Origin of the sequence: Streptomyces sp. NBC_00258 (assembly GCF_036182465.1) — a bacterium.
Taxonomy (GTDB): domain Bacteria; phylum Actinomycetota; class Actinomycetes; order Streptomycetales; family Streptomycetaceae; genus Streptomyces.
In genome coordinates, this window is record NZ_CP108081.1 from 3,407,174 (window position 1) to 3,428,265 (window position 21,092).

A 21,092-nucleotide genomic window follows, 5' to 3' on the forward strand; every position below is an offset into this window, starting at 1 on the left:
GGGCCTGCAGCCTGCGGAGTCTCACATGCTGACGAAATGCTCCCGCAGCAGCGCCTCGACCGCCGAAAGGTCCTGCGCGGACAGGGCGTCCAGAAGGGCAAGATGCTGTGCCGCGTCCGCCATCAGTTCGAGGCGGGCGCGAGCGGTCGGGCTTCCGCCGAGGGGCCACTGCGCCCGCCGGTGAAGGTCGTCCGCGATGCGTACGAGCTGCTCGTTGCCCGCGAGGGCGAGGAGCGCCCGGTGGAAGGCACGGTCGGCCTCGGCGTACGTCGCCCGGCAGCCGACGGCCGCCGCCCTGGCCGTCTCCTCCGCGAGGGGGCGCAGGTCCTCCCAGTCGTCGGCAGGCAGGGTGCGGGCCAGGCGCAGCATCACGGGCGCCTCGATCAGCCCGCGGATCTCGGCGAGTTCGGCCAGCTCCCGGGCGCCGCGCTCGACGACGCGGAAGCCCCGGTTCGGTACGACCTCCACGGCGCCCTCGACGGCGAGTTGCTGCATCGCCTCGCGTACGGGCGTCGCCGAGACACCGAAGCTCTCGCCGAGCGCGGGGGCCGAGTAGACCTCACCGGGGGCGAGTTCGCCGGCCACGAGGGCGGCCCGCAGCGCGTCGAGGATCTGGCCGCGGACGGAGGCTCGCTGGATCGCGGGGCGGGGGGACGCGGACGGGGCCGGATGCGCGGAAGACGTACGGGCGGCGGGGACTCCCCGCGAGCCGGCTGTGTCGCGTACACCGGAACCGCCGGGCCCCGCGGGTGCGCTCGGCGCTCCGAGCCCTCCGCGTGTGCCGGGCGCGCCGGGGTTTCCGGGTCCCCCGAAGCCACCGGAAGCCGCGGGGGCTCCGGAGGTCCCGTGGCGCCACGGGTCTCCGAAGGTCTCCGAGGTGCCCGGACGGCCGGAAGCGGCCGTCGAGGCCCGGCGTGCACCGGTTCCCGGAGCGTCCGCCGAGGCCGGGAGCCCCTCCCGCGTCACCCTCGGCTGTGGAATCGGCGTCTCGCTGTGCGTGTGCTCCCCGCGGGCGGTGTGCTCGGCGGGAGCGGCGGCGGGAGCCGGGGCCGGGGTGCCGGGTGCGGCGGCGTCCCGGGGTGCGTCTTCGCGGAACGCCCGGCCCGCCGTGCGCTCCCTGCCTTCACCCGCGGCCCGGGCCTGCTGCTGGGGTACCCGAGGCGCCTGCGTGCCGGGGGTGGTCTCCGAAGGGTCCCCTGCGGAGCCGTACGCCTCGCGCGAATCGGCCTTCTCCACGGGAGCCTCCTCCAGGACGGGCAGTGGTGATGAGTATTTCTGTCGGGGTCCGGAGCGACCCCGACAGAACAGGGTAAACCTCGATCGTATCGGGTAAGGTAAGCCTTACCTGCAACCGATCACGGAACGGGGTCCTTGCATGTCCGCTCCCGCCCCGGCCGAGACCTCGCCCGGCGCAGACGTACGCCCGGTCGGCTCGGCCCTCACAGCGGCGTACACGCGGATGACCGAGGCACTCCCGGCCCTGGGCGTCACGGAGCTCGCACCGCACGAACCCGCCCCGACGGGCGACGGGTGGATCTCCGTCGCCGGGCTCGCGGCCGGCGGGGCCGACCTGGACGCGTTCCTCGCTTGGGACGACGACCAGGTGCTCACCGACCACGGACGGCGGGGCCGCCCGGACGTGATCGCCAGTTTCGGCCTGCACCGTTACGCCTGGCCGGCCTGTCTGCTGATCACGGTGCCGTGGTTCCTGCTGCGCCGGGTGCCCCGCTTTCCCGTGGAGCACGTCACCTTCCAGCGCATGCCCGGCAGCATCGCCGTACGCGTCGGTGAGTTCGCCTGCCTGCCGGACGACCCGGCGGCCGCACTGCCCGGGGCCCGCGTCGTCCCCGACGAGGAGGCCCTGCGCGCGGAGGTGCGGGCCGCAGTGGCCGAGCACCTGGAACCGGTCCTCGACGGATTCGGCCCCCGGACCCGACGCCGGGGCCGCGCCCTGTGGGGCATGGCGACGGACGAGGTCGTCGAGAGCCTCTGGTACGTCGCCGGACTCCTGGGCGAGCAGCGGCGCGCGACGGACGAACTGGAGCGGCTGTTCCCCGGCACGACCCGGCCGTACGTCGGCACGGCCGGCTTCCGCGAGGTGACCGGTTCGAACGGCGAGTGCCTGTCCACCCGTGACCGGGCGAGCTGCTGCTTCTACTACACCCTCGACGCCGAGGACACCTGCGCCAACTGCCCCCGCAACTCCGAGGCGGTCCGCATCGCGAAGCTGACGGCGGAGGCCGCCGCGGCGGTCTGATCCCGTGGCAACAGGCTGACTCCACGTCACGTAAGATCAACTCGGCACGGAACCAGGCACCTTCACGACGGCCCGGCCGAGCCCTTTGGTTACAGTCGATTCACAAAATCCTCACTTGCCGCAAGAACTTTCCGTGGAACCACCCGTAAGGGTAATCTAACTCGAACTCAACTCCCGCTCCTCAAGCGGCAGTTCGAGGAGAATGCCGTCCTCGCGCATACCCTTGCACTCCCTTGGCGGCCTCTTGCCCCGAAACCCTCTGAGGACGCACGGGATTGGGCCACTATGGCGGGCGTTACGCCCTATCCCAATGCAAGGGACCCCAGATGAGACTGACCGACATATCGCTGAACTGGCTGCTTCCCGGCGCCGTGCTGCTCCTGGGCCTGCTGGCGGCGGTTGCGGTGCTCGCGCGTGGCAAGCGCGCCGGGGAGAAAACCCACGCCGACGATTCGTGGGAGCGCACGGAAGAGCGCCGCAGGCGCAAGGAGGCCGTCTACGGCACCGCCTCCTACGTACTGCTCTTCTGCTGTGCAGCGGTCGCCGCCGCACTCTCCTTCCATGGCCTGGTCGGCTTCGGCGAGCAGAATCTGAACCTGTCCGGCGGCTGGCAGTACCTGGTGCCGTTCGGCCTGGACGGCGCGGCCATGTTCTGCTCCGTACTCGCGGTGCGCGAGGCCAGCCACGGTGACGCGGCGCTCGGCTCCCGGATACTCGTGTGGACGTTCGCGGCCGCCGCCGCCTGGTTCAACTGGGTGCACGCCCCCAGGGGTCTCGGCCACGCGGGCGCCCCGCACTTCTTCGCCGGCATGTCCCTGTCGGCCGCTGTCCTGTTCGACCGCGCGCTGAAGCAGACCCGCCGCGCCGCCCTGCGCGAGCAGGGCCTGGTGCCCCGGCCGCTGCCGCAGATCCGGATCGTGCGGTGGCTGCGTGCCCCTCGTGAGACGTACGGCGCCTGGTCGCTGATGCTCCTCGAGAACGTGCGCAGCCTGGACGAGGCCGTCGAGGAAGTGCGCGAGGACAAGCGGGAGAAGGAGCAGAACCGCCTGCGCCGGCGCGACCAGGAGAAGCTGGACCGTGCCCGCATCAAGGCGATCACCCGCGGCCACCGCGGAATGATCGGACGCGGCGGAGGCCGTCAGGCGGAACTCCAGCCGGCCCCGGCGGCCACCCAGGTCGCCGCGGAGCCTGCCATAGCAACGCCGGAACTTCCCGCACGCGCCGCCCGACCCTCGTTGCAGCCCGTCCGCCGAGGCAGTGAGTCCTCGACGGTCGATCTCACCGCGGAGGACGACACAATGGCGCTCCCTCGTCTCGACTCCCTTGAGCGCAAGCTGAAGGACCTGGAGCAGCAGTTCGGCTGATCCGGACGGGGCCTTTTCGAGGCCTCAACTCTGGACGGGGGCACGGCAGTTCATGCCGCGCCCCCGTCCAGTTTCATGTCACTGCCCTGTCCGGTGTCAGGTCGCTGACCGGTCTGGTGTCAGGTCGTTGACCGGTCCGGTGTCATGTCGCTGACTCGTCGAGTGCCAGGTCGCGGCCCCGTCCGGGATTCACGCCGCTCCCGCGTCCAGCTCGAACCACACCACCTTCCCCACCCCATGGACCCGGACGCCCCACGCGTCCGCGAGGGACTGCACCAGGATCAGGCCTCTGCCGTGCGTACCGTCGTCGGCGTTCGGTACCCGCAGTCTCGGCCTGCGCCCCACGAAGTCCCGTACCTCCACCCGGAGTCCGCGCGGGCCGACGGTGGCTGTCAGCAGCGCGTCGTGCTCGGTGTGGACGAGGGCATTGGTGACGAGCTCGCTGGTCAGCAACTCCGCTATCTCGGATCGGCCGGGCCGCCCCCAGTGGGCGAGCAGGTCCCGCAGCGCCCTGCGGACCTGGGGCACCGCCCGGAGGTCGCAGCGCCCGAGCCTGAGCCTGAGTTGTGGAACGCCGTGCTGGTCGGTCGTCCCGTCCGCTGTGTCCCCCGCCGTCGTGGTCGTCTGTACCGTCTTCGCCGAGAAGGCCCCGGATACAACGGGACCGCCTCCTCGTGCCTGCCTCTTCATGACCCCCGCCCGCACGCCGCTGTCGATTCCCCTCCTGCTCGAACACGTTCACGGAATGCATGCCCCGGCCCGGAACACGACACTCATGTCGAATCGTCAACCACCCCTGATACGTCCACGGATGACCGGTCGCTGTCCAGAAATGCCGCAGGACGAACCACCCGCCCCCAGCCCTCGGAGGAGCCGCCGCGCACGACCGACGATCACGGAGGAGAGCCGATCGGGGCCCGCCCCGAGACAGTCCGCCGCCCCCTTGCGCGGAGCGGACGCCCGTGCGACAGCCGCTGGAGACCCAGGCGCCCCGGGAGTGGAGGACTTCCAGGTGACGGGGCTGCAGTAGGCCGTTCCGGGCGCCCCCGCAAGGGCTCCCCGGCGCCATCCCGTGTGTTCCCCGCGTCCTCGCGGTCCTCACGCGCGATGAGACAGGCCGGTACGTCCGCCCGCGGGGCCGACGGCCGACCCGGCCGTGCCGCACGCTGTCGCGCCTACGGTCCCGGGTGCCGGGCGACCACCCGCGATCGGCCCAACTACCGATGCTGTACTGCCGTTCCGGCCGTACTCGACCAAGTCGCGTGGCAGATGGGCCTCGGCGACGAGGCACTGGACGAGGACACTGAACAAAGGCATCGGACGAGGGCGCCGGAGGAGGGCACTGCCGTAGCGAACTCGCGCCGCCTGACGGGTTCCTCCGGCTTCCTCGCGCCCGTACCGGACATCGGTGTGACGGGTTGGCCGGATCCGGCGCTGTACGAGTCGGAGCGCGGAAGCCCTCGTCCCGCGGCCCTGCCCGGATGCGTAACTCCACGGCGGCGACGGGCTGTTGGCCCGAGGGCGGCGTCTGTTCGGGGCCGACCGCTGTCAACCTGACATTCGTCAGGACCGGTCGCCCGCTTCTCTTCCTAGGGTTCGAGCTGCCCCGCGGTGTTCACCGCCGGGGCTCCATCGACGAAGGGAAGCAACGACTTCCATGCATCCGATCCGTTCCGTTCTCGCCTCCGCGGCGGCCGTCTGCGCACTGGCCACCGGAATCACGGTCGCCCAACCCGCGCGACCCGCACAGGCCTCGGCCGACGAATGCACCGGTGGCTCTCACGGGTTCCGTGACCACCCCGACAACGCCGAGGGAGACACGGCCAAGCCGCGAAGGCTCGACCTCGGCGGCGGTGTCGTCATCACCCTGGAGAAGGGGGTGTACGGCGACCAGCAGATCGGGTTCGGGAAGATCAGCGGGCCGACCCGGCCGGGCGACAAGGTCTGGATGGACTGGAAGGCCACGGGCTGGGACAACGGCGGTGCGGTCCTCCCGTGGCTGCAGTGCGGCCCCTTCACCGTGCAGAACCACGGGCAGAGCCTCACCACTCCGTTCAAGCGCACGAGCACCGACCCGAACTACCAGTTCCGGGTGTGCGGTTCGCTCGCCACGAACGGCACCGTCCGCTGTGCCACCAACGGCAACGGCGTCGACTGGTGGTAGCCCTCGGCCGCCTTCCGCTCACCGGACTCCACGGAGGAAGAACAACCCTGCGCAGGCCGCTTCGCGGCACCGCCGCACCCGCTCTCGCGACCGCGGCCCTCACGCCGGTCAACCCGATCGTCCTCAGGCCGCACCTGGACTGAACCGGCCTTCACCGTCCGCCGCCCGAAACCCGGCCGGTGCGGTCCCGGCAGTCGTCGGGGCCGAGCCGGTCCTCCAGGGGGAGACAACCACCATGTACCGCATCACGCGCCTTCGCGGAACGGTCGGACCCGTGTGGAGAACACTTCTCGCGTCCGCCGCCGCACTTCTGATCCTGACCTCCGGCGCGGCCACACCGGCCACCGCCGCCGCCCAGGCACCCGCCGCCGCCCAGATCCCCGACGGCGTGACCGCCGGGGTCGCCGTCTTCGACCGGCAGACGGGCACCTTCACCGAACAGGTCAACTCCGCCGCGCCCTTCCGGTCCGCCTCCGTCGTCAAACTGCTGCTGGCCCTGGACTTCCTGTGGAACCGCGGGCCGTCCTACCCCATCCCCGCCGCGGACCGGGCCCGTCTGGAGCCCATGCTGCGCAGCAGCGACGACGACGCGGCCGACTACTACTGGTCCAACTACGGCGGTTCGGCGATCATCGACCGGATGGTCTCCCGGCTCGGCCTGACCGACACCGCCGGGCCGCCCGCCGGCTACCCGGGCTACTGGGGCTACACCGCCCTGTCTGCCCGCGACACCGTGAAGATCTACCGCTACATCCTGGACACGGCACCGGCCCCCGTGCGCGACTTCGTCATGGGCAACCTGCGCCAGTCCACGCGCTGCGCCTCGGACGACTTCGACCAGCACTTCGGCATCGCCGGGGCGTTCGACCGCCCCTGGGCCGTGAAGCAGGGCTGGGCGGGCTCCTCGTTCCCGGAGGGCACGTGCGGCTCGACGGGCACGGCCGCCGCCACGCCCGCGACCACCGGCGCGCGGACCGCCGACGCTCCGGAGGGCCGCGCCGCCGCGGCCGTGGACCTCACCCGCCCGGCGCTGCACAGCACCGGCACCGTGGGCACGGGCGACCGCTCGATCGTGGCCGTTCTGACGCTCCACCCGGTCGGCACGTCGTACGGCAAGGCCTACACCGACATCGGCCGGCTGACCCGCTCCCTGAACGTGCCCGGCGGGGTTCGGCCGACGGGCAAGTGGTACGGAACCTGGAGCGAGCACGTGAACGTCCGCCGGGACCCGTCCACCGCCAACCCGCCGATGACCCAACTGCCCGCAGGGGTCGAGGTGTTGGTGGGCTGCCAGAAGAAGGGCCAGACCGTCAGCGTGCCGCCCTACACCAACGAGTGGTGGGCGTACCTGCCCCAGTACGGCGGCTACATCTCCAACATCTACATCAGCTCGCCCGACAACCGGCTGCCGGACGTGCCGGACTGCGCGGGGTCGTAGCCGAGGCGTGAGTCAGTGAGCCGGGACCCCGTCGCCGACCGGGTTCCGGCTCACCGTTCGTACTCGGCGAGATAGCGCATCACCTTGTCCACGTGCGGCCGCACGCGCTCCGGGACACCGCGCTCCTCGATGATCGTGCGGTCACTCGTGCGGTAGCCGGCCACGACGAGCTTGACGAGGTCCTTCTCCGGCAGCCCGGCCTCCTTGAAACGCTGGTCGAGCCAGCACACGTACAGACTCATCGTCGAGATCGCGTCGGGCGGTGACATGTGGTCCTTGTCGCCGTCGCCGTCCCCGTCCACGGCCCAGGCCCGGAACACCGAGGGCGTCCACATCGCGATGCCGAACTCCTCGGAGGCCGGGCGGGCCGCCTTCGCGTCGAACCCGCTCTCCGCCTTGAGCATGGCGGCGAGCACGATGGGGGTGATCTCCTTGTCGGTACAGCGGTGTGCGGCCTTCACGATGACCGGGCGCAATGCCTTGGGAATGTCGGAGTCCGGCGGGATCTCCCCCGCGGTCACCGCCACCGGACTGCTGGTGACCGTGGGCGTGGCGGATGTGCCGGGGCCACCCTTGTCGTCGGCACCGCCGTCGTCCCGCAGCAGGAGCACACCGGTCACGGCGGCGACCCCCGCCAGAAGGCCCGCGACGGCCGGCACCAGCCGCCGCCGACGGCGGGGCACACCGGCGAGTTCACCGACGCGGGACTTGAGGACGTCGGCGCTGTACTGGAGACGCGTGGCGTGGTCCGGCGACAGACAGTCGGCAATCAGCCGGCGCCTGCTCTCCTCGATGTCGGCGTCCAGCCGCAGCGGTGCGGTCCCGCGCGCGTAGGCCTGGGCGGCAAGGGAACGGGCCCTGGCGGTGGCCCCCGGGAACGGGTGCAGCCCGCCCGTGAGCACCTGGTGGGCGAGGACGCCGAAGGCCCAGATGTCGGCGGTCGTCCGGACGACCGTGCCCCGCGAGTCGGTGCGCTGCGACCACCACTCGGGCGGCAGATGGTCGAGGGTGCCGAGCGGCGGCATGTGGGCGTGAGTGCCCTCCAGTTCCGCGGCGACCCCGAAGTCGGCGAGCCACACGTCGCCGTCCGAGCTCAACAGGATGTTGGCCGGTTTCAGATCGCCGTGCACCCATCCCGCCCCGTGCATGTGCGCGAGCCCGGCGGCCACCGAACGCAGTACGCGGTCCGCGTCGGGGACCGGCCGACCGGCCTCGGTCGCATCGAGCACGTCCTGCAGACTGCGCTCGGCACGGTCCATGACCAGCGCGATCGCACCGTCCAGATCGGGATGCTCCGGCGCCTCGACGGTGCACACGGCATGGGTCCGTACGAGGTTGGGGTGGTCCGCCTCCCGGCTGAACCGCACCTCGCGCTGGACGAGTTCACCGAGGGCGGCCCGCTGTCCCGGGGCCAGGGCGTCGGTGCGCAGCACCTTCACCGCGACCGGGGTGCCGTCGGCGACGGAACGGGCCTCGTGGACGGTGCCCCAAGCGCCGGATCCGATGGGTGCTCCGAGCTCCCAGCCGTCGATGCGGAAGCCGGCAGGGAGGTGCGACGAGGGGCCTGTGCGGGGGGTCAATGCGGGGCCTTCTTCGAGGGGCGGAGGCGGGTGGGAGCCTTCCGCACTGGACGACGGTGTCACGCGGAAGCTTCCTGCACCGGACGACGGCTCGCCGTCCGGCGCGGGAGCAGGGCGAGGTGCTCCTCGCGTACGAGGCCGAACCGGAGCGCCGACGCCACCAGTCGGGCGCGCTTGGCACCGGTACGGCCGCCCTGCTCCCCTTCCATGTCCCCCTGGTCCAGGCGCAGTTTCGCGAAGGACAGGTAGTCGATGTGGTAGTTGACCGCCGAGCGGGACAGATCGCGGCAGGAGTCCAGCGGACGCAGCCGTTCCGCGATCTCCCCCGCGCCGGGGAGCGTCGTGTCCGAGGGCTCGCGCAGCCGGGGCTCGCACAGCGCCACCAGGACGAGGAAGTACTTCGACGTCTGGTCGAGGGCGAAGGGGTTGACCGTCTGGTCACCGGCGCCGGGCGCGGACCGCTCGTCGAGGTAGGCGTGCTGCGGGGCGAACACCTTGAAGTCGGCGGTTCCGTTCAGGGCGGGCAGCACGACACGGGAGAACTCGAAGGGGACCGGCGCGCCTAGGCGGCCGGGGGCCACCGTGATGTACTCGCCGGCGCCCTCCAGGTTCTCCACCACATAGGCGGCGGTCGGGCTGAAGTTGGACAGCCGCCAGTAGTCCTCGGCCGCCTCCAGCCGTCCGGCACACCGCGAGATGCCCGGGTCGGCCAGGACGACAGCCAGATCCGCGGCCCCCGGTCCGCCGCGCCCGAAGTCGGCGATGTCACCGGGCCCCAGGTGCAGCAGCCCAGGTCCGGGTCCGCCTCCGTGTCGGTCGTGCTCGACGTCCGCCCACGACGGACCCGGTAACTGGACAATGATCGTTTCCACGACGGCTCTCCCCCGATGAGGTCGCGAGGATTGTAGTGCGCAGATCAACCACAGGCACCGGCGGCGGCCGGTTCTCGCCTTGCCGCTCCTCGCCTCCGCGCAGGGCTGCTTGCTCCCGGCCCCGGTGCCGATGCGGACGATCCTGTGGTTACGGGGCATGTCGACGACGAGCCGCGTGTTGCTCGGTGTCGCTCGTGCGAGGAGCCGCCCTCTCACACCCCCGTGGCGGGAGGGCGGCTCCGGCACTTTCCCCCCTGGCGGCGGTCAGTAGAGCTTGTTGACCGCGGTCGTCGTCGTCTTCTTGAACGCCTTCACCGGCGCGTCGGAGAAGTCGCCCATCTGCCCCCAGCGCACGAGGGTCACGGCCTTCCCGTCCCTGCCGACCGAGTAGAGGTTGATGTCGGTGGCACCCCAGGACGTCTCGGTGTGCAGGCCGTAGGCGTGGGCGCCCTCCTCGACCGACAGCTTGCCGTAGTCCTTCAGCGCGGCCTCGGTCTCCGGGTCGGACTGCTCGATCCGTGTCGCGCACGCCCGGATGTCCTTGTTCAGCCGCGTGGCCAGGGCCTTGGCCTTGGCGCTGGTGCCGACGACGAAGGTGAGCTGCTGGGCGTTGGTCTCCAGGTCCGTCCGGAAGTCGCGGTACCGGGAGTCGTAGCCCGGCAGAGTGTCCTCGATGCAGAACCGGAGCTCGTCCGGCACGCCGTCCGTGACCTTGCCCGCCGTCCAGGAGGACGTGGGGTGCGGCGGCAGCTGCGAGGCCGACAGGAACTTCGGCCACGCCTTCGCCTTCCCCGACGCGCTCGTAGAGGCGTGCTTCGAGGCGCCCGTGTCCTTCCCGGTGGCGTCGGCCGGGCCGGCGAGCACCGCGCCGAAAGCGACGCTCGCGGCGACGAATGTGGTGAGCGAGGCCGCTCGGGTGCGCTTGGACATGGGTCCCCCTGTGTATGAGTGCATGATTGATCCGCGCGGGTCGGTGAAGTGAGGTGCACACGGGAAGGATCCGTGTGCACGGGTGTCGACGCCGGTCCCGGTCGTGGGCTGCCACCGGGTGGTCGGTCCGGCGGCGGTCGGTGTGACACCAAGAGCATCAGCCGTCACTCGGGGCCTGCGCAACAGACAGCGCCGGATCCGCGACGGTGGAACCATCCCAGGCCATCTGACGTGCAGGTACATGGAGTGCCTGGGATGCCCTCCCGGGACGGGAAACGCCCCTTGGACCAGGGGCCACGACGAGAAGCACGGGGGAACGGTGTCGACTCGGGACGACGACGTCGAGGAGTTCGCGGCACTGCTGAGGCGTCTGAAGGCGCGCACTGACCGCAGTTACGGTGCCCTCGCGCGCCGGGTGAACATGAACACCTCGACGCTGCACCGCTACTGCGCGGGTGACGCGGTACCGCTCGACTTCGCACCCGTGGAGCGGTTCGCCGCGCTGTGCGGAGCGACACCGGCCGAGCGGCTCGAACTGCACCGCCTCTGGATCCTCGCGGTGGCGGCGCGACAGCGACCGCGGACGTCGGGGGCACCGGAGAGTCCGGATCCCGCTCCAACTCCGGCTCCGGCTCCGGTCGCCGACGCAGCGGACACCGTGCCCGTGGGCGGTCGTGCCGAGTCCGGGGGCGGCGCCGCCCCCGAGGAGGTCGGCGTCCCCGAGGGAAGCGACGTACCCGAGGGAGTCGTTGGTCCCGGCAGAAGCCACGGGCCCGAAGAAGGCGACGAGTCGGAGTCGGAGTCTTCGGACGCGGAGGCCGGACCCGTATCGAGCATGCCGACCGTTTCCAGTTCCTCCGGCGGCTCGGGGCCGCGCCCCCGCCGGGCCTGGTACCGGCGGCGGGTCACGGTCACCGCCGCCGTGGTGACGGCGCTGCTGGTCACTCTGGGCGGCCTCTCCGCCCTGTCCGACAACCGTCGGTCCGACGACGCGTCCCAGATCGTCGGCCCGAGCGAGGGTCCGACCTCGACGGCGGCCACCCACGACCCGCGTGACCGCCGGTCCACGAGCCCGTCCCCCAAGGTCTCGGGATCGTCCTCGCCGTCGCCCGGCGGCAAGGGAAAGGCTTCCACGCCCCCCGGCAAGGGCGGTGAGCCGTCGGGGAACGCCGGCCGGCCGAACGGTTCCGGTTCCACCGGCCTCCCCCTGACCTGGACCGCGAACTCGCACGGCTGGACGTTCGACTGCGGCCACGAGTACGTCGTCGACAAGAAGCCGGAACAGGTACCACCGCCTCCGATCACGCAGGATGCCGCAAGGTGGGCGGCCACGCAGAACGCGGTGCACGGGCGCGAGACGATCGTGAAGATCTCCGTACAGGGAAAGTCGTCCACCGCCGTCGTCCTTGAGGCCCTCCGGGTACGGGTCGTCGGGCGCTCGACCCAACTGCGGGGTGCCGGCTACTCCATGGACGAGGGCTGCGGAGGAGCAGTCACCCCGCGCTCCTTCGCCGTCGACCTGGACAAGGACCGGCCCATCGCACGTGCGGTCGCGGGCGGTGACGTCGACGGGGCGATCCCCGCGATGCGTATGCCCTACCGGGTGTCCGCCGAGGACCCGGAGGTGCTGCTCGTCAACGCACGGACGAATTCCTGCGACTGCAGCTGGTACCTGGAACTCGACTGGTCGTCCCAGGGACGCACCGGCACGATCCGTGTCGACGATCACGGCAAGCCGTTCCGTACCAGCGGCGTCGAGGGTCTCCCGCGCTACTGGTACGGCTCGGTCGGTTCGGACCGCCAGTGGGTGCCCCGCACCGACTGACTCCCGGCGGCCTGAGGAAGTGGCCTACGGCCGCGGCACGTTGCGCAGGTTGGAGCGGGCCATCTGCAGCATCCTGCCGACTCCCCCGTCCAGCACGATCTTCGACGCCGACAGCGCGAACCCGGTCACCATCTCCGCGCTGATCTTCGGCGGGATCGACAGGGCGTTGGGGTCGGTGACGATGTCGACGAGCGCCGGGCCCTTGTGCCTGAAGGCGTCCTTCAGCGCGCCCGCGAGCTGCTTTGGCTTCTCGACCCGTACGCCGTAGGCACCGCAGGCGCGGGCGACGGCTGCGAAGTCGGGGTTCTTGTTGGCGGTCCCGTAGGACGGGAGTCCGGCGACCAGCATCTCCAACTCGACCATGCCCAGGGAGGAGTTGTTGAAGAGGACGACCTTCACCGGCAGGTCGTACTGGACGAGGGTGAGGAAGTCGCCCATCAGCATGGAGAACCCGCCGTCGCCGGACATCGAGACGACCTGGCGCCCGCGGTCGGTGAACTGCGCGCCGATGGCCTGCGGCAGCGCGTTCGCCATCGAGCCGTGCGAGAACGAACCGATGATGCGGCGGCGGCCGTTGGGCGAGATGTAGCGGGCCGCCCAGACGTTGCACATGCCGGTGTCGACCGTGAACACGGCGTCCTCGTCGGCGAGTTCGTCGAGGACGGAGGCGACGTACTCGGGGTGGACCGGGACGTGCTTCTCGACCTTGCGCGTGTAGGCCTTCACGACGCCTTCGAGTGCGTCGGCGTGCTTCTTCAGCATCTTGTCGAGGAAGCGGCGGTTGCTCTTGGGGCTCACCTTCGGGGTGAGGCAGCGCAGGGTCTCCTTCACGTCGCCCCACACCGCGAGGTCCAGCTTCGAGCGGCGGCCGAGGTGTTCGGGCCGTACGTCGACCTGGGCGATCTTGACGTCGTCGGGCAGGAAGGCGTTGTACGGGAAGTCGGTGCCCAGCAGGATCAGCAGGTCGCACTCGTGGGTGGCCTCGTAGGCGGCGCCGTACCCGAGGAGGCCGCTCATGCCGACGTCGTACGGGTTGTCGTACTGGATCCACTCCTTCCCGCGCAGGGCGTGCCCCACCGGGGACTTGATCTTCTCGGCGAACTGCATGACCTCCGCGTGCGCGCCTGCGGTGCCGCTGCCGCAGAAGAGGGTGACCTTGTCGGCCTCGTCGATCATCGCGGCGAGCTTGTCGATCTCGGTGTCGCCGGGGCGGACGCTGGGGCGGGAGGTGACGAGGGCGGTCTCGACGGCCTTGTCGGGGGCGGGCTGGTCCGCGATGTCGCCCGGCAGCGTCACGACGCTCACGCCGCTCTGTCCGACCGCGTGCTGGATGGCGGTCTGGAGCAGCCGGGGCATCTGCTTCGGGTTGGAGATCATCTCGCTGTAGTGGCTGCACTCCCGGAACAGCTGGTCGGGATGGGTCTCCTGGAAGAACCCGAGGCCGATCTCGCTGGAGGGAATGTGCGAGGCGAGGGCGAGGACCGGGGCCATGGACCGGTGGGCGTCGTAGAGGCCGTTGATGAGGTGGAGGTTGCCCGGCCCGCAGGAGCCGGCGCAGGCGGCGAGCCTGCCCGCGATCTGGGCCTCCGCTCCCGCCGCGAAGGCGGCCGTCTCCTCGTGGCGTACGTGGATCCAGTCGATGGCCGAGTTGCGCCGGATGGCGTCGACGACCGGGTTGAGGCTGTCGCCCACGACTCCGTACAGGCGTTTCACGCCCGCGCGGACGAGGATGTCGACGAACTGCTCGGCGACGTTCTGCTTGGCCATGAGTCACTCGCCCCTCGGCTGTCTTCAGCCAGCTGTCTTTCGCTGTCACAGGTGCCCTTTCATGTCCCATGAATTCACAGCGGGCGCGGTTACGCCTCCCAAACGGCCGCGGCTGTCCGGTCGTCGGCGTACCCCTTGACCCGTACCAGGGTGTCCGCGAGGAACGCCGCGAGGCCGGGCGGATCACCGTCCGACCAGCGGGAGGTGAGGTGTTCGGCCAGGCCGGGTTCGCCGCGCAGGGGTTCGGCGAGACCGCTGGTGCACAGCAGGAGGGTGTCGCCCGGGCGGGCGACGGAGGCGCGGAAACGGAACGGGTCGCGGGGCGGCGGTTCGGGGGCGGGTTCGTACGGGCTCGGGGGTGTGGTGATGCCGAGGTCCATGGTGAGCCGGTCGCCGTCGGGGGTCTCGTGCGGCAGCGATCCGAAGCCGACGACGGCCTCGCCCGCGGTGTCGGCGACGTGCGGCTCGATGTCCTGCCACTCGCCGTCGCGCAGCCGGAAGAGGCCGCCCGCTCCGACGCCGAAGAAGACGCGCGTGCGGCACTCGGGGTCGGCGGGGAGGAGGAGGCAGCGCAGGCTCGCGGTGTACTCCTCCGGTTCGATGCCCTGCTCGGCGGCGGTGGCCCGCAGTTTTCCGAGGCTGCGGTCGGTGAGCCGGTGCAGGCCCGACTTGAGGTCGCCGCGCCGGGCGGCCCTGATGTCCTCGGCCAGGCGCGCGTGGCTGCGGCCGACGGCCCGCCCGATCCACTGGCACGCCTCGGCGGCGGCCCGGTGCGCGCCGGGGGTGGCCCGGGCCCCGGTCGCCATCGCGACCAGCACGAGCGCGCCGTCCCCGACGCCGAAGCGGGCGGTGAGCAGGGAGTCCCGGCGCGGCTCGCCCCGGTAGCGCGCCGAGTCCCCCCGCGCGGACACGGCCCGCAGCGTGGACGTCCCGTACGACGCCCCGTCCAGCACGGTGTCCGCCACGAGATCGTCTAGATCGTCCGCGTCGGCGGGAGGCAGGGCGGTCGGCTCGGCGTCATAGGTGGGCGGTCCCGAGCCCACGTAGTCGACGGGGGCGGGGAGATTGGCGGCCTGCACGGGGGCTTGTACGGGGGCCTGGTCGGGGACCTGGCCGGAGGAGGCGTCGACGAGGGTGGCGGGCGGGGAGTCGGAGTCGGAGGGGGTTCGTGACGCGGGCGTCCCTGCCCCGGGCGCCTCCGTGGACGTACCACTGCGGGGCACCACCGCGTGAAACCCCGGCGGCGGGGGGCCGGGCGGCTGGACTCCCTGCGGCTCGGGATTCCGCGGCTGGAATCCCGGCGGCTGAGGGCCCGGCGGTTGAGGGCTCCGCGGCGGAGTGCCCGGTGGCTGGGGGCTCCGCGGCTGTGAGCTCCGCGGCTGGGGGTCCGGCGGCTGGGGGCTCCGTGGCTGGGGGGTCGGTGGCTGGGGGGTCGGTGGCTGGGTCGGTGGCTGAGGGCTCCGCGGCTGGGGGGCCGGCGGGAAGGAGGCCGGGCCCGGAGGTTCGGTGGGCGGGGTCTCCCAGGGCGCCCGCTGCCGCTGGAGCCCGCTGCGCCGCAGCGCGTCGTTCTCCGGCTCCCCGGGCCGGAGCACCTCTCCGCCGACCTCCGGTTCACCACCGGGTGCGGGCCCACGCGGGGAACCTGCCCACGGCCCGTGAGCCACGTTTGGGGCGGTGGGCCCGGAGGCAGCCGGCCCATCGGCCTCGGACCCGCCGGCTGCGGGCGTATCAGGCACGGGTTCGCCGCCTGCGGGCCTACTGGGCGAGGGTCCGCCGTGCGCGGGCCCGCCATGCGCCGGGCCGTTCGCCGTAGGGCCACCGACTGCAGGCCCATCGGGCACGGGCCCGCCGCGTGCGGGACCGCCGCGTGCGGGACCGCCGGACGCGGCCCCGCCGGGCTCAAGCCCGCCAGGCGCAGGGCCGTTCGCCGCGGGCCCGCCCGGCACGGGTTCGCCGACCGCACGCCCGGCGGCCGCAGAGCTGCCAGGCGCAGGTCCCCCAGGAGGTGGACCGCCGGTTGGCTCCGGCGGTTGTCGTTCGCCGGGGCCCCAGCCGGCCACCGGCCAGCCGGTGCCGAAGCCGGTGACCGCGGGGCCGTCGGCCACGAGGTCGTCGGCCGTGGGTCCGCGGCCGGCGGGGGCGTCGTTCTCCGGCGCGGCCGGTTCCGAACCGCTGCCCAGGCGGCGTTCGGCCGGTGTTCGGGTGCGGGGCGGCGGGATTCCGGGGCCCGTGACGGGCGTGGGCGGGGGCGCCTCGTCCGGGACGCCCAGGGTGTCCGACGCCGAGGCGAAGCGGTCGTCGAGGGAGTCGGCCGCGGCCGCGGGCCCCGTGTCCCCCGTGGAGTCGTCGTACAGCTGCCCCCACCAGTCGTCCTCTTGACCGGTGGGCTTCTCCCCCTGCTGGCTCATGCCCCTAATTGTCCACCGCGGAGGCCGGATGAAAACGGTGCATCCGGAAAAACCGGCCACGGGGTTGGACATCGAACGGCGATACGAAACCGCCGGGCGATCCCACCCCCCACGGGAGAACCGCCCGGCGGCGCCGGTGTGACCCGCGGGCCCCGGCGCACGCCGTACGCCCGGGTCACGGTCTGAACGGCCGAGTTCCCCAGTTCTCCTGGGAGTCACCCGGTTCGGCCCTGAGTCTGACCCGCTTCCCTGAGGGGCAGCTGTGCCCGGCGGTCGCGGCCCGTCCGCCGCCCCGCCCACCCACCGCGTACTCGGCCCTCCCGGGTCCGTGGCGGGTCCTCGCCACGGCCCGCGCGTCATGCTGCGGTGGCGCCACCTTGGCAGAGAGACGCGGGGTACGGCGATGATGTGCCGAGGCGGTTTTACGCCGTGGCCGTTTTCCGCCACGGCCGGGTCTTCGGGGAGGGGCGTCGCCGCATGCCGGGAGCGACAGGTCTGACAGCGATAGGGCTGGACGAGACACACGAGTCGGCCTACCGGGCACTGGTGTCCGTGGGCGCCGCCGACGTGCCCGATCTCGCCCGGCGGCTCACGCTCGGCGAGCACGACACCGAGCGCGCGTTGCGCCGGCTGGAGCGGCACGGTCTCGCGGCCCAGTCGTCGGCCCGGCCGGGCCGTTGGGTCGCGGCGCCGCCGGGTGTCGCGATCGGCGCGCTGCTCACCCAGCGGCGCCACGAGCTGGACCAGGCGGAACTGGCGGCCGCGCTGCTCGCCGAGGAGTACCGCGCCCGGGTCGTAGAGCCCGCCGCGCACGATCTGGTCGAGGTGGTGACCGGCGCGGCCGCGGTCGCCCAGCGGTTCCTGCAGCTCCAGCTCGGCGCGAGCGAGGAGGTGTGCGCCCTGGTCACCGGGAACCCGGTCGTCGTCTCCGGCACCGACAACGACGCCGAGGAGCAGGCCGCCGACCGCGGCGTCCGCTACCGCGTGGTCGTCGAGCGGTCGGTGCTGCACCTGCCGAACGGCATCGCCGAGCTGTCCGCCGCACTCGGGCGCGACGAGCAGGTACGGGTCGTGGACACGGTGCCGACCAAGCTGGTGATCGCCGACCGGGCCCTGGCCATGGTGCCGCTGACCTCGCGGACCCTGGAGCCCGCGGCCCTCGTCGTCCACGCGAGCGGGCTGCTCGAATCACTGTCGGGCCTGTTCGAGTCGGTGTGGCGGGACGCGCTGCCGCTGCGTCTGGGCGCGCCCGACGCGGTCACGGAGGAGGAGCGGGACGGGCCGGACGGCACCGACCTGGAGATCCTCTCCCTGCTGCTCGCCGGGCTGACCGACGCGAGCGTCGCCAAACAGCTCGACCTCGGCCTGCGGACCGTGCAGCGCCGGGTGAAGCGGCTGATGGAGCTGACGGGCGTGACGACCCGGCTCCAGCTGGGCTGGCACACGTACGAGAAGGGCTGGGTGGCCCGGGAGCGACAGGACTGACCTGCGGTTTCACCCGTTCTCCCGCACTCTGGACAGATGGGAGCGTGGGAACTCCTGCTGGTCGGGGTGGTGCTGCTGCTCGGCTTGAGCGGAGTACTGGTACCCGGCGCGCCGGGGCCGTGGCTGGTGTGGGCCGCGGTCCTGTGGTGGGCGTTCGAGGATCCGCAGGGGCTCTCGTGGGCCGTGCTGGTGGGCGCCACGGCCGTCCTGCTCCTCGCCCAGGTGATCCGCTGGCAGCTGCCGCCGCGCCGACTGCGCGCGAGCGGCGCCACCCCGCGCATGGCGGCGTACGCGGGTGTCGGGGCCCTGCTCGGCTTCTTCCTCGTGCCGGTGCTGGGCGCGATACCCGGCTATCTCGGCGGCGCCTATCTCGCCGAACGGCTGCGGCTCGGCGGACACGGGGAGGCGAAGGCGTCGGTCCGCTCGGTGATGCGGGCGGGCGGGACAAGCGTGCTGGTGGAACTGTTCGCCTGCCTGCTGATCGCGGGGGCGTGGCTGGGAGCTGTGATCTGGGGACCGTGATCCCGCGCCACACACTCCACACATCGGATCTCTCCCTTCATATTGACGGCCTCCCACACCTTCTCTACGTTTCGCCTTGGGATAGCTCCGATGAATCTCCGGAGTGCACGTAGTGGAACGAGCCGCCAGGAGGCGCGATGCCCAGCCCGTCCAGACGAACCGTGCTCGCCACCGGATCCGCCCTCGGCGGGACACTTCTCGCCACGGGCCTCCCGGCACAGGCGAGCGCGGCCGACCATGGAAGCGCCCCCTCCGACCCGTACGCCCCCTCCACGTCCTCCGACCCCTGGCGTACCGTCCTCGACGACGCCGACCTGGTCTGGGAGCAGATGCCGAAGACCTGGTACGAGGGCCCGTACCTGGGCAACGGCTTCCTGGGCTCGGGCATCTACGCCGAACCGGGCCGGGAGACCGAGGCCGTCCGCTTCAACATCCAGCACTCCGAAGTGCAGGACCACCGCCCGCAGTTCGGCTCCCTCTTCGGCCTCGCGCGGCTGCCGATCGGCCACTTCACCCTGGAGCCGGTGGGTGCGATCACCGGACTGGACTGGCGACTCGGGCTGCGCGACGCCGAGTTGACCGGCACGCTCACCACGGACCGCGGCACCCTCACGATCCGCGCCCTGATCCACACCACCCGCTCCGTGCTCGCCGTCGAGGTGACACCGAGCAAGGGCGAGCGCGACTTCCGGTGGGTGTTCCACCCTGCGGACGCGATCAGCCCCCGTGCCGCGTTCAAACCGGTGCCGCCGGGATACACGGGCAACCCGCCCGCCGCGATCGAGCAGCACGACGGCGTGTCCGCGGCCGTGCAACCACTCCTCTCCGGCGGCCAGCACGTCACCGCGTGGCGGGAGCGGTCGCTGGGCTCCCGGCGGACCCTGTACGTCGACGTCGCGCACTCCTACCCGAAGTCGACGGCACTGCGGCGGGCCCTGGCCACCGTCCGCACCACCGCTCTCCTGCCGTACGACGCACTGGCAGTGACGCATCGCGCCTGGTGGCACGCCTTCTACCGCAAGAGCTTCCTCTCCCTCCCGGACGCGCGCATCCAGCGTTTCTACTGGATCCAGCTCTACAAGACGGCGTCCGCGGCCCGTCGTGACGCTCCCGCGATGGCCACGAGCGGCCCCTGGCTGGAGCCCACGCCCTGGCCCGCGACCTGGTGGAACCTGAACGTGCAGTTGGAGTACTGGCTGATCCACGGCTCCAACCATCTCGAACTCGACGCCGTGACCCGGTCGTTGAGCGAGTTCCGCGACCACCTCAAGGCCGAGATGGCGCCCGCCTACCGCTCCGACTCGCTGGGCATACCTCGCACCACCGACGCCTCGCTGGTCAACGGCGGCGCGACGGACCCGGTACTCGGTTACGGCGTCGGCATCCCCGGCCAGGACCCGCCGACTCCCGAGGTCGGCAACCTCACCTGGGCCCTGCACAACGTCTGGCTCAGCTACCGCCACACCATGGACAAGTCGATCCTCCGGGACGTCCTCTTCCCGCTCCTGCGCAAGGCGGTCAACTACTACCTGCACTTCCTGGAGCCGGGCGCGGACGGCAAGTTGCACCTCCCGGCGACCTTCTCACCCGAGTACGGCGGCAACTCGCGGGACTGCAACTACGACCTGATGCTGCTGACCTGGGGCTGCCGCACCCTCCTCGATTCCGCCGAACTCCTCGGCATCAAGGACGAGTTGGCGCCCCGCTGGCGCGAGGTCCTGGCCAAGCGTGCCGCCTACCCGACCGACACGAACGGCTTCATGATCGGCGCGGACATCCCCTTCGCGAAGTCGCACCGCCACTACTCCCACCTCCTGGCCGTCTACCCGCTGTACGAGCTGACGGGCGACACTCCGGACGAAAAGGCCCTGATCGAGAAGTCGTTGGCCCACTGGGTCGGCTTCGAGGGCGCCCTCCAGGGCTACACGTTCACGGGCGCCGCCTCCATGTCGGCGCTGCTCGGCAAGGGCGAGGACGCGCTCAGCTATCTGGGCCAGCTGATGACCCGCTTCATCCAGCCCAACACCATGTACAAGGAGTCGGGCCCGGTCATCGAGACCCCGCTCTCCGCCGCCCAGTCGGTCCACGACATGATCTGCCAGTCCTGGGGCGACGTCATCCGTGTCTTCCCCGCCCTGCCCGCCGCCTGGGCCGACCTGACGGTGCACGACTTCCGAACTCAGGGGGCCTTCCTGCTCAGCGCCGTACGGAAGGGCGGCAGGACCCGCTGGGTGCGGCTGGTCAGCGAGGCGGGCGCCCCCTGCGTCGTACGGCACGGGATAGCCGGCGCGATCGAGGTGCGGGACGGGCGTGGTCGGCCCCTGCGGTTCACGGATTTGGGTGACAGGGCTGTCCAAGTCGCCCTGCGCAAGGGTGAGTCGGCGCTCATCACCGCCAAGGGCGAGCGGCCGGACCTGCGCATCGCGCCCGTCGAGCCGAACGAGGAAGCCCCGCGCTGGGGCCTGCCGGCCACCCCGTGA

Annotated in this window: 14 protein-coding genes and 1 pseudogene; 8 read left to right on the forward strand and 7 right to left on the reverse strand. The window is 71.9% G+C overall.

Annotation, left to right across the window (positions count from 1 at the left end):
* Positions 1-21 precede the first annotated feature (21 nt).
* Positions 22-651: pseudogene (locus OG718_RS15260) on the reverse strand (GntR family transcriptional regulator); the annotation flags it as partial.
* Between the two features lie 724 nt (positions 652-1,375).
* Between OG718_RS15260 and OG718_RS15265 the strand changes: the two are divergent.
* Both OG718_RS15265 and OG718_RS15270 read left to right on the forward strand, forming a co-directional pair.
* The gene (locus OG718_RS15265) at positions 1,376-2,257 is read left to right on the forward strand and encodes a (2Fe-2S)-binding protein (RefSeq protein WP_143641898.1); all 882 of its coding nucleotides are present in this window, start codon (positions 1,376-1,378) and stop codon (positions 2,255-2,257) included.
* Between the two features lie 326 nt (positions 2,258-2,583).
* Positions 2,584-3,621, forward strand: a complete 1,038-nt coding sequence (locus OG718_RS15270) for a DUF2637 domain-containing protein (protein WP_143641897.1) — start codon at positions 2,584-2,586, stop codon at positions 3,619-3,621.
* A gap of 189 nt (positions 3,622-3,810) precedes the next feature.
* Here the strand turns inward: OG718_RS15270 and OG718_RS15275 are convergent, their stop codons facing one another.
* Positions 3,811-4,311 (reverse strand): ATP-binding protein, encoded by a 501-nt coding sequence (locus OG718_RS15275; protein WP_143641896.1) that lies wholly within the window; start codon positions 4,309-4,311, stop codon positions 3,811-3,813.
* A gap of 967 nt (positions 4,312-5,278) precedes the next feature.
* On the opposite strand from OG718_RS15275, the gene OG718_RS15280 reads away from it, so the two are divergent.
* Both OG718_RS15280 and OG718_RS15285 read left to right on the forward strand, forming a co-directional pair.
* On the forward strand, positions 5,279-5,785 hold the full coding sequence (locus OG718_RS15280; protein WP_328844383.1) for a hypothetical protein: 507 nt from the start codon (positions 5,279-5,281) through the stop codon (positions 5,783-5,785).
* Positions 5,786-6,020: 235 nt separating this feature from the next.
* On the forward strand, positions 6,021-7,223 hold the full coding sequence (locus OG718_RS15285) for a hypothetical protein (RefSeq protein WP_260695601.1): 1,203 nt from the start codon (positions 6,021-6,023) through the stop codon (positions 7,221-7,223).
* 50 nt (positions 7,224-7,273) lie between these two features.
* Here OG718_RS15285 and OG718_RS15290 read toward each other — a convergent pair whose 3' ends face one another.
* The 3 genes from OG718_RS15290 to OG718_RS15300 all read right to left on the reverse strand — a co-directional run bounded on the left by OG718_RS15290 (position 7,274) and on the right by OG718_RS15300 (position 10,605).
* Positions 7,274-8,803 (reverse strand): serine/threonine-protein kinase, encoded by a 1,530-nt coding sequence (locus OG718_RS15290; protein WP_328844384.1) that lies wholly within the window; start codon positions 8,801-8,803, stop codon positions 7,274-7,276.
* Between the two features lie 59 nt (positions 8,804-8,862).
* Complete coding sequence (locus OG718_RS15295) at positions 8,863-9,675, reverse strand: serine/threonine protein kinase (protein ID WP_143641893.1); 813 nt, start codon at positions 9,673-9,675, stop codon at positions 8,863-8,865.
* A gap of 264 nt (positions 9,676-9,939) precedes the next feature.
* Positions 9,940-10,605 carry a hypothetical protein gene (locus OG718_RS15300; RefSeq protein WP_143641892.1) on the reverse strand — a complete coding sequence of 222 codons (666 nt, stop codon included), beginning with the start codon at positions 10,603-10,605 and terminating at the stop codon, positions 9,940-9,942.
* A gap of 319 nt (positions 10,606-10,924) precedes the next feature.
* Between OG718_RS15300 and OG718_RS15305 the strand changes: the two genes are divergently transcribed.
* Positions 10,925-12,430: a helix-turn-helix domain-containing protein gene (locus tag OG718_RS15305; protein ID WP_328844385.1), complete on the forward strand. Its 1,506-nt coding sequence runs from the start codon at positions 10,925-10,927 to the stop codon at positions 12,428-12,430.
* Positions 12,431-12,454: 24 nt separating this feature from the next.
* On the opposite strand, the gene OG718_RS15310 is transcribed toward OG718_RS15305, so the two are convergent.
* Both OG718_RS15310 and OG718_RS15315 read right to left on the reverse strand, forming a co-directional pair.
* Positions 12,455-14,197, reverse strand: coding sequence for a pyruvate dehydrogenase (locus tag OG718_RS15310; protein ID WP_143641890.1), 1,743 nt, complete (start codon positions 14,195-14,197; stop codon positions 12,455-12,457).
* 89 nt (positions 14,198-14,286) lie between these two features.
* On the reverse strand, positions 14,287-16,143 hold the full coding sequence (locus tag OG718_RS15315; RefSeq protein WP_443055339.1) for a protein phosphatase 2C domain-containing protein: 1,857 nt from the start codon (positions 16,141-16,143) through the stop codon (positions 14,287-14,289).
* Positions 16,144-17,082: 939 nt separating this feature from the next.
* Here OG718_RS15315 and OG718_RS15320 point away from each other — a divergent pair.
* From OG718_RS15320 to OG718_RS15330, 3 genes are all read left to right on the forward strand, one after another.
* Positions 17,083-18,090, forward strand: coding sequence for a helix-turn-helix domain-containing protein (locus OG718_RS15320; protein WP_328844386.1), 1,008 nt, complete (start codon positions 17,083-17,085; stop codon positions 18,088-18,090).
* 36 nt (positions 18,091-18,126) lie between these two features.
* A complete protein-coding gene (locus OG718_RS15325; protein WP_143641887.1) occupies positions 18,127-18,612 on the forward strand; it encodes a DUF456 domain-containing protein in 486 nt (161 codons plus the stop codon).
* A gap of 137 nt (positions 18,613-18,749) precedes the next feature.
* Positions 18,750-21,092, forward strand: a complete 2,343-nt coding sequence (locus OG718_RS15330; protein ID WP_328844387.1) for a glycosyl hydrolase family 95 catalytic domain-containing protein — start codon at positions 18,750-18,752, stop codon at positions 21,090-21,092.

What these genes read in the sequence shown, in the direction of transcription:
- OG718_RS15325 (WP_143641887.1), top strand. Translation starts at nt 18,127, where the DNA reads ATGGGAGCGTGGGAACTCCTGCTGGTCGGGGTGGTGCTGCTGCTCGGC.
- OG718_RS15320 (WP_328844386.1), top strand. Translation starts at nt 17,083, where the DNA reads ATGCCGGGAGCGACAGGTCTGACAGCGATAGGGCTGGACGAGACACAC.
- OG718_RS15285 (WP_260695601.1), top strand. Translation starts at nt 6,021, where the DNA reads ATGTACCGCATCACGCGCCTTCGCGGAACGGTCGGACCCGTGTGGAGA.
- OG718_RS15265 (WP_143641898.1), top strand. Translation starts at nt 1,376, where the DNA reads ATGTCCGCTCCCGCCCCGGCCGAGACCTCGCCCGGCGCAGACGTACGC.
- OG718_RS15270 (WP_143641897.1), top strand. Translation starts at nt 2,584, where the DNA reads ATGAGACTGACCGACATATCGCTGAACTGGCTGCTTCCCGGCGCCGTG.
- OG718_RS15300 (WP_143641892.1), bottom strand. Translation starts at nt 10,605, where the DNA reads ATGTCCAAGCGCACCCGAGCGGCCTCGCTCACCACATTCGTCGCCGCG.
- OG718_RS15280 (WP_328844383.1), top strand. Translation starts at nt 5,279, where the DNA reads ATGCATCCGATCCGTTCCGTTCTCGCCTCCGCGGCGGCCGTCTGCGCA.
- OG718_RS15330 (WP_328844387.1), top strand. Translation starts at nt 18,750, where the DNA reads ATGCCCAGCCCGTCCAGACGAACCGTGCTCGCCACCGGATCCGCCCTC.
- OG718_RS15310 (WP_143641890.1), bottom strand. Translation starts at nt 14,197, where the DNA reads ATGGCCAAGCAGAACGTCGCCGAGCAGTTCGTCGACATCCTCGTCCGC.
- OG718_RS15275 (WP_143641896.1), bottom strand. Translation starts at nt 4,311, where the DNA reads ATGAAGAGGCAGGCACGAGGAGGCGGTCCCGTTGTATCCGGGGCCTTC.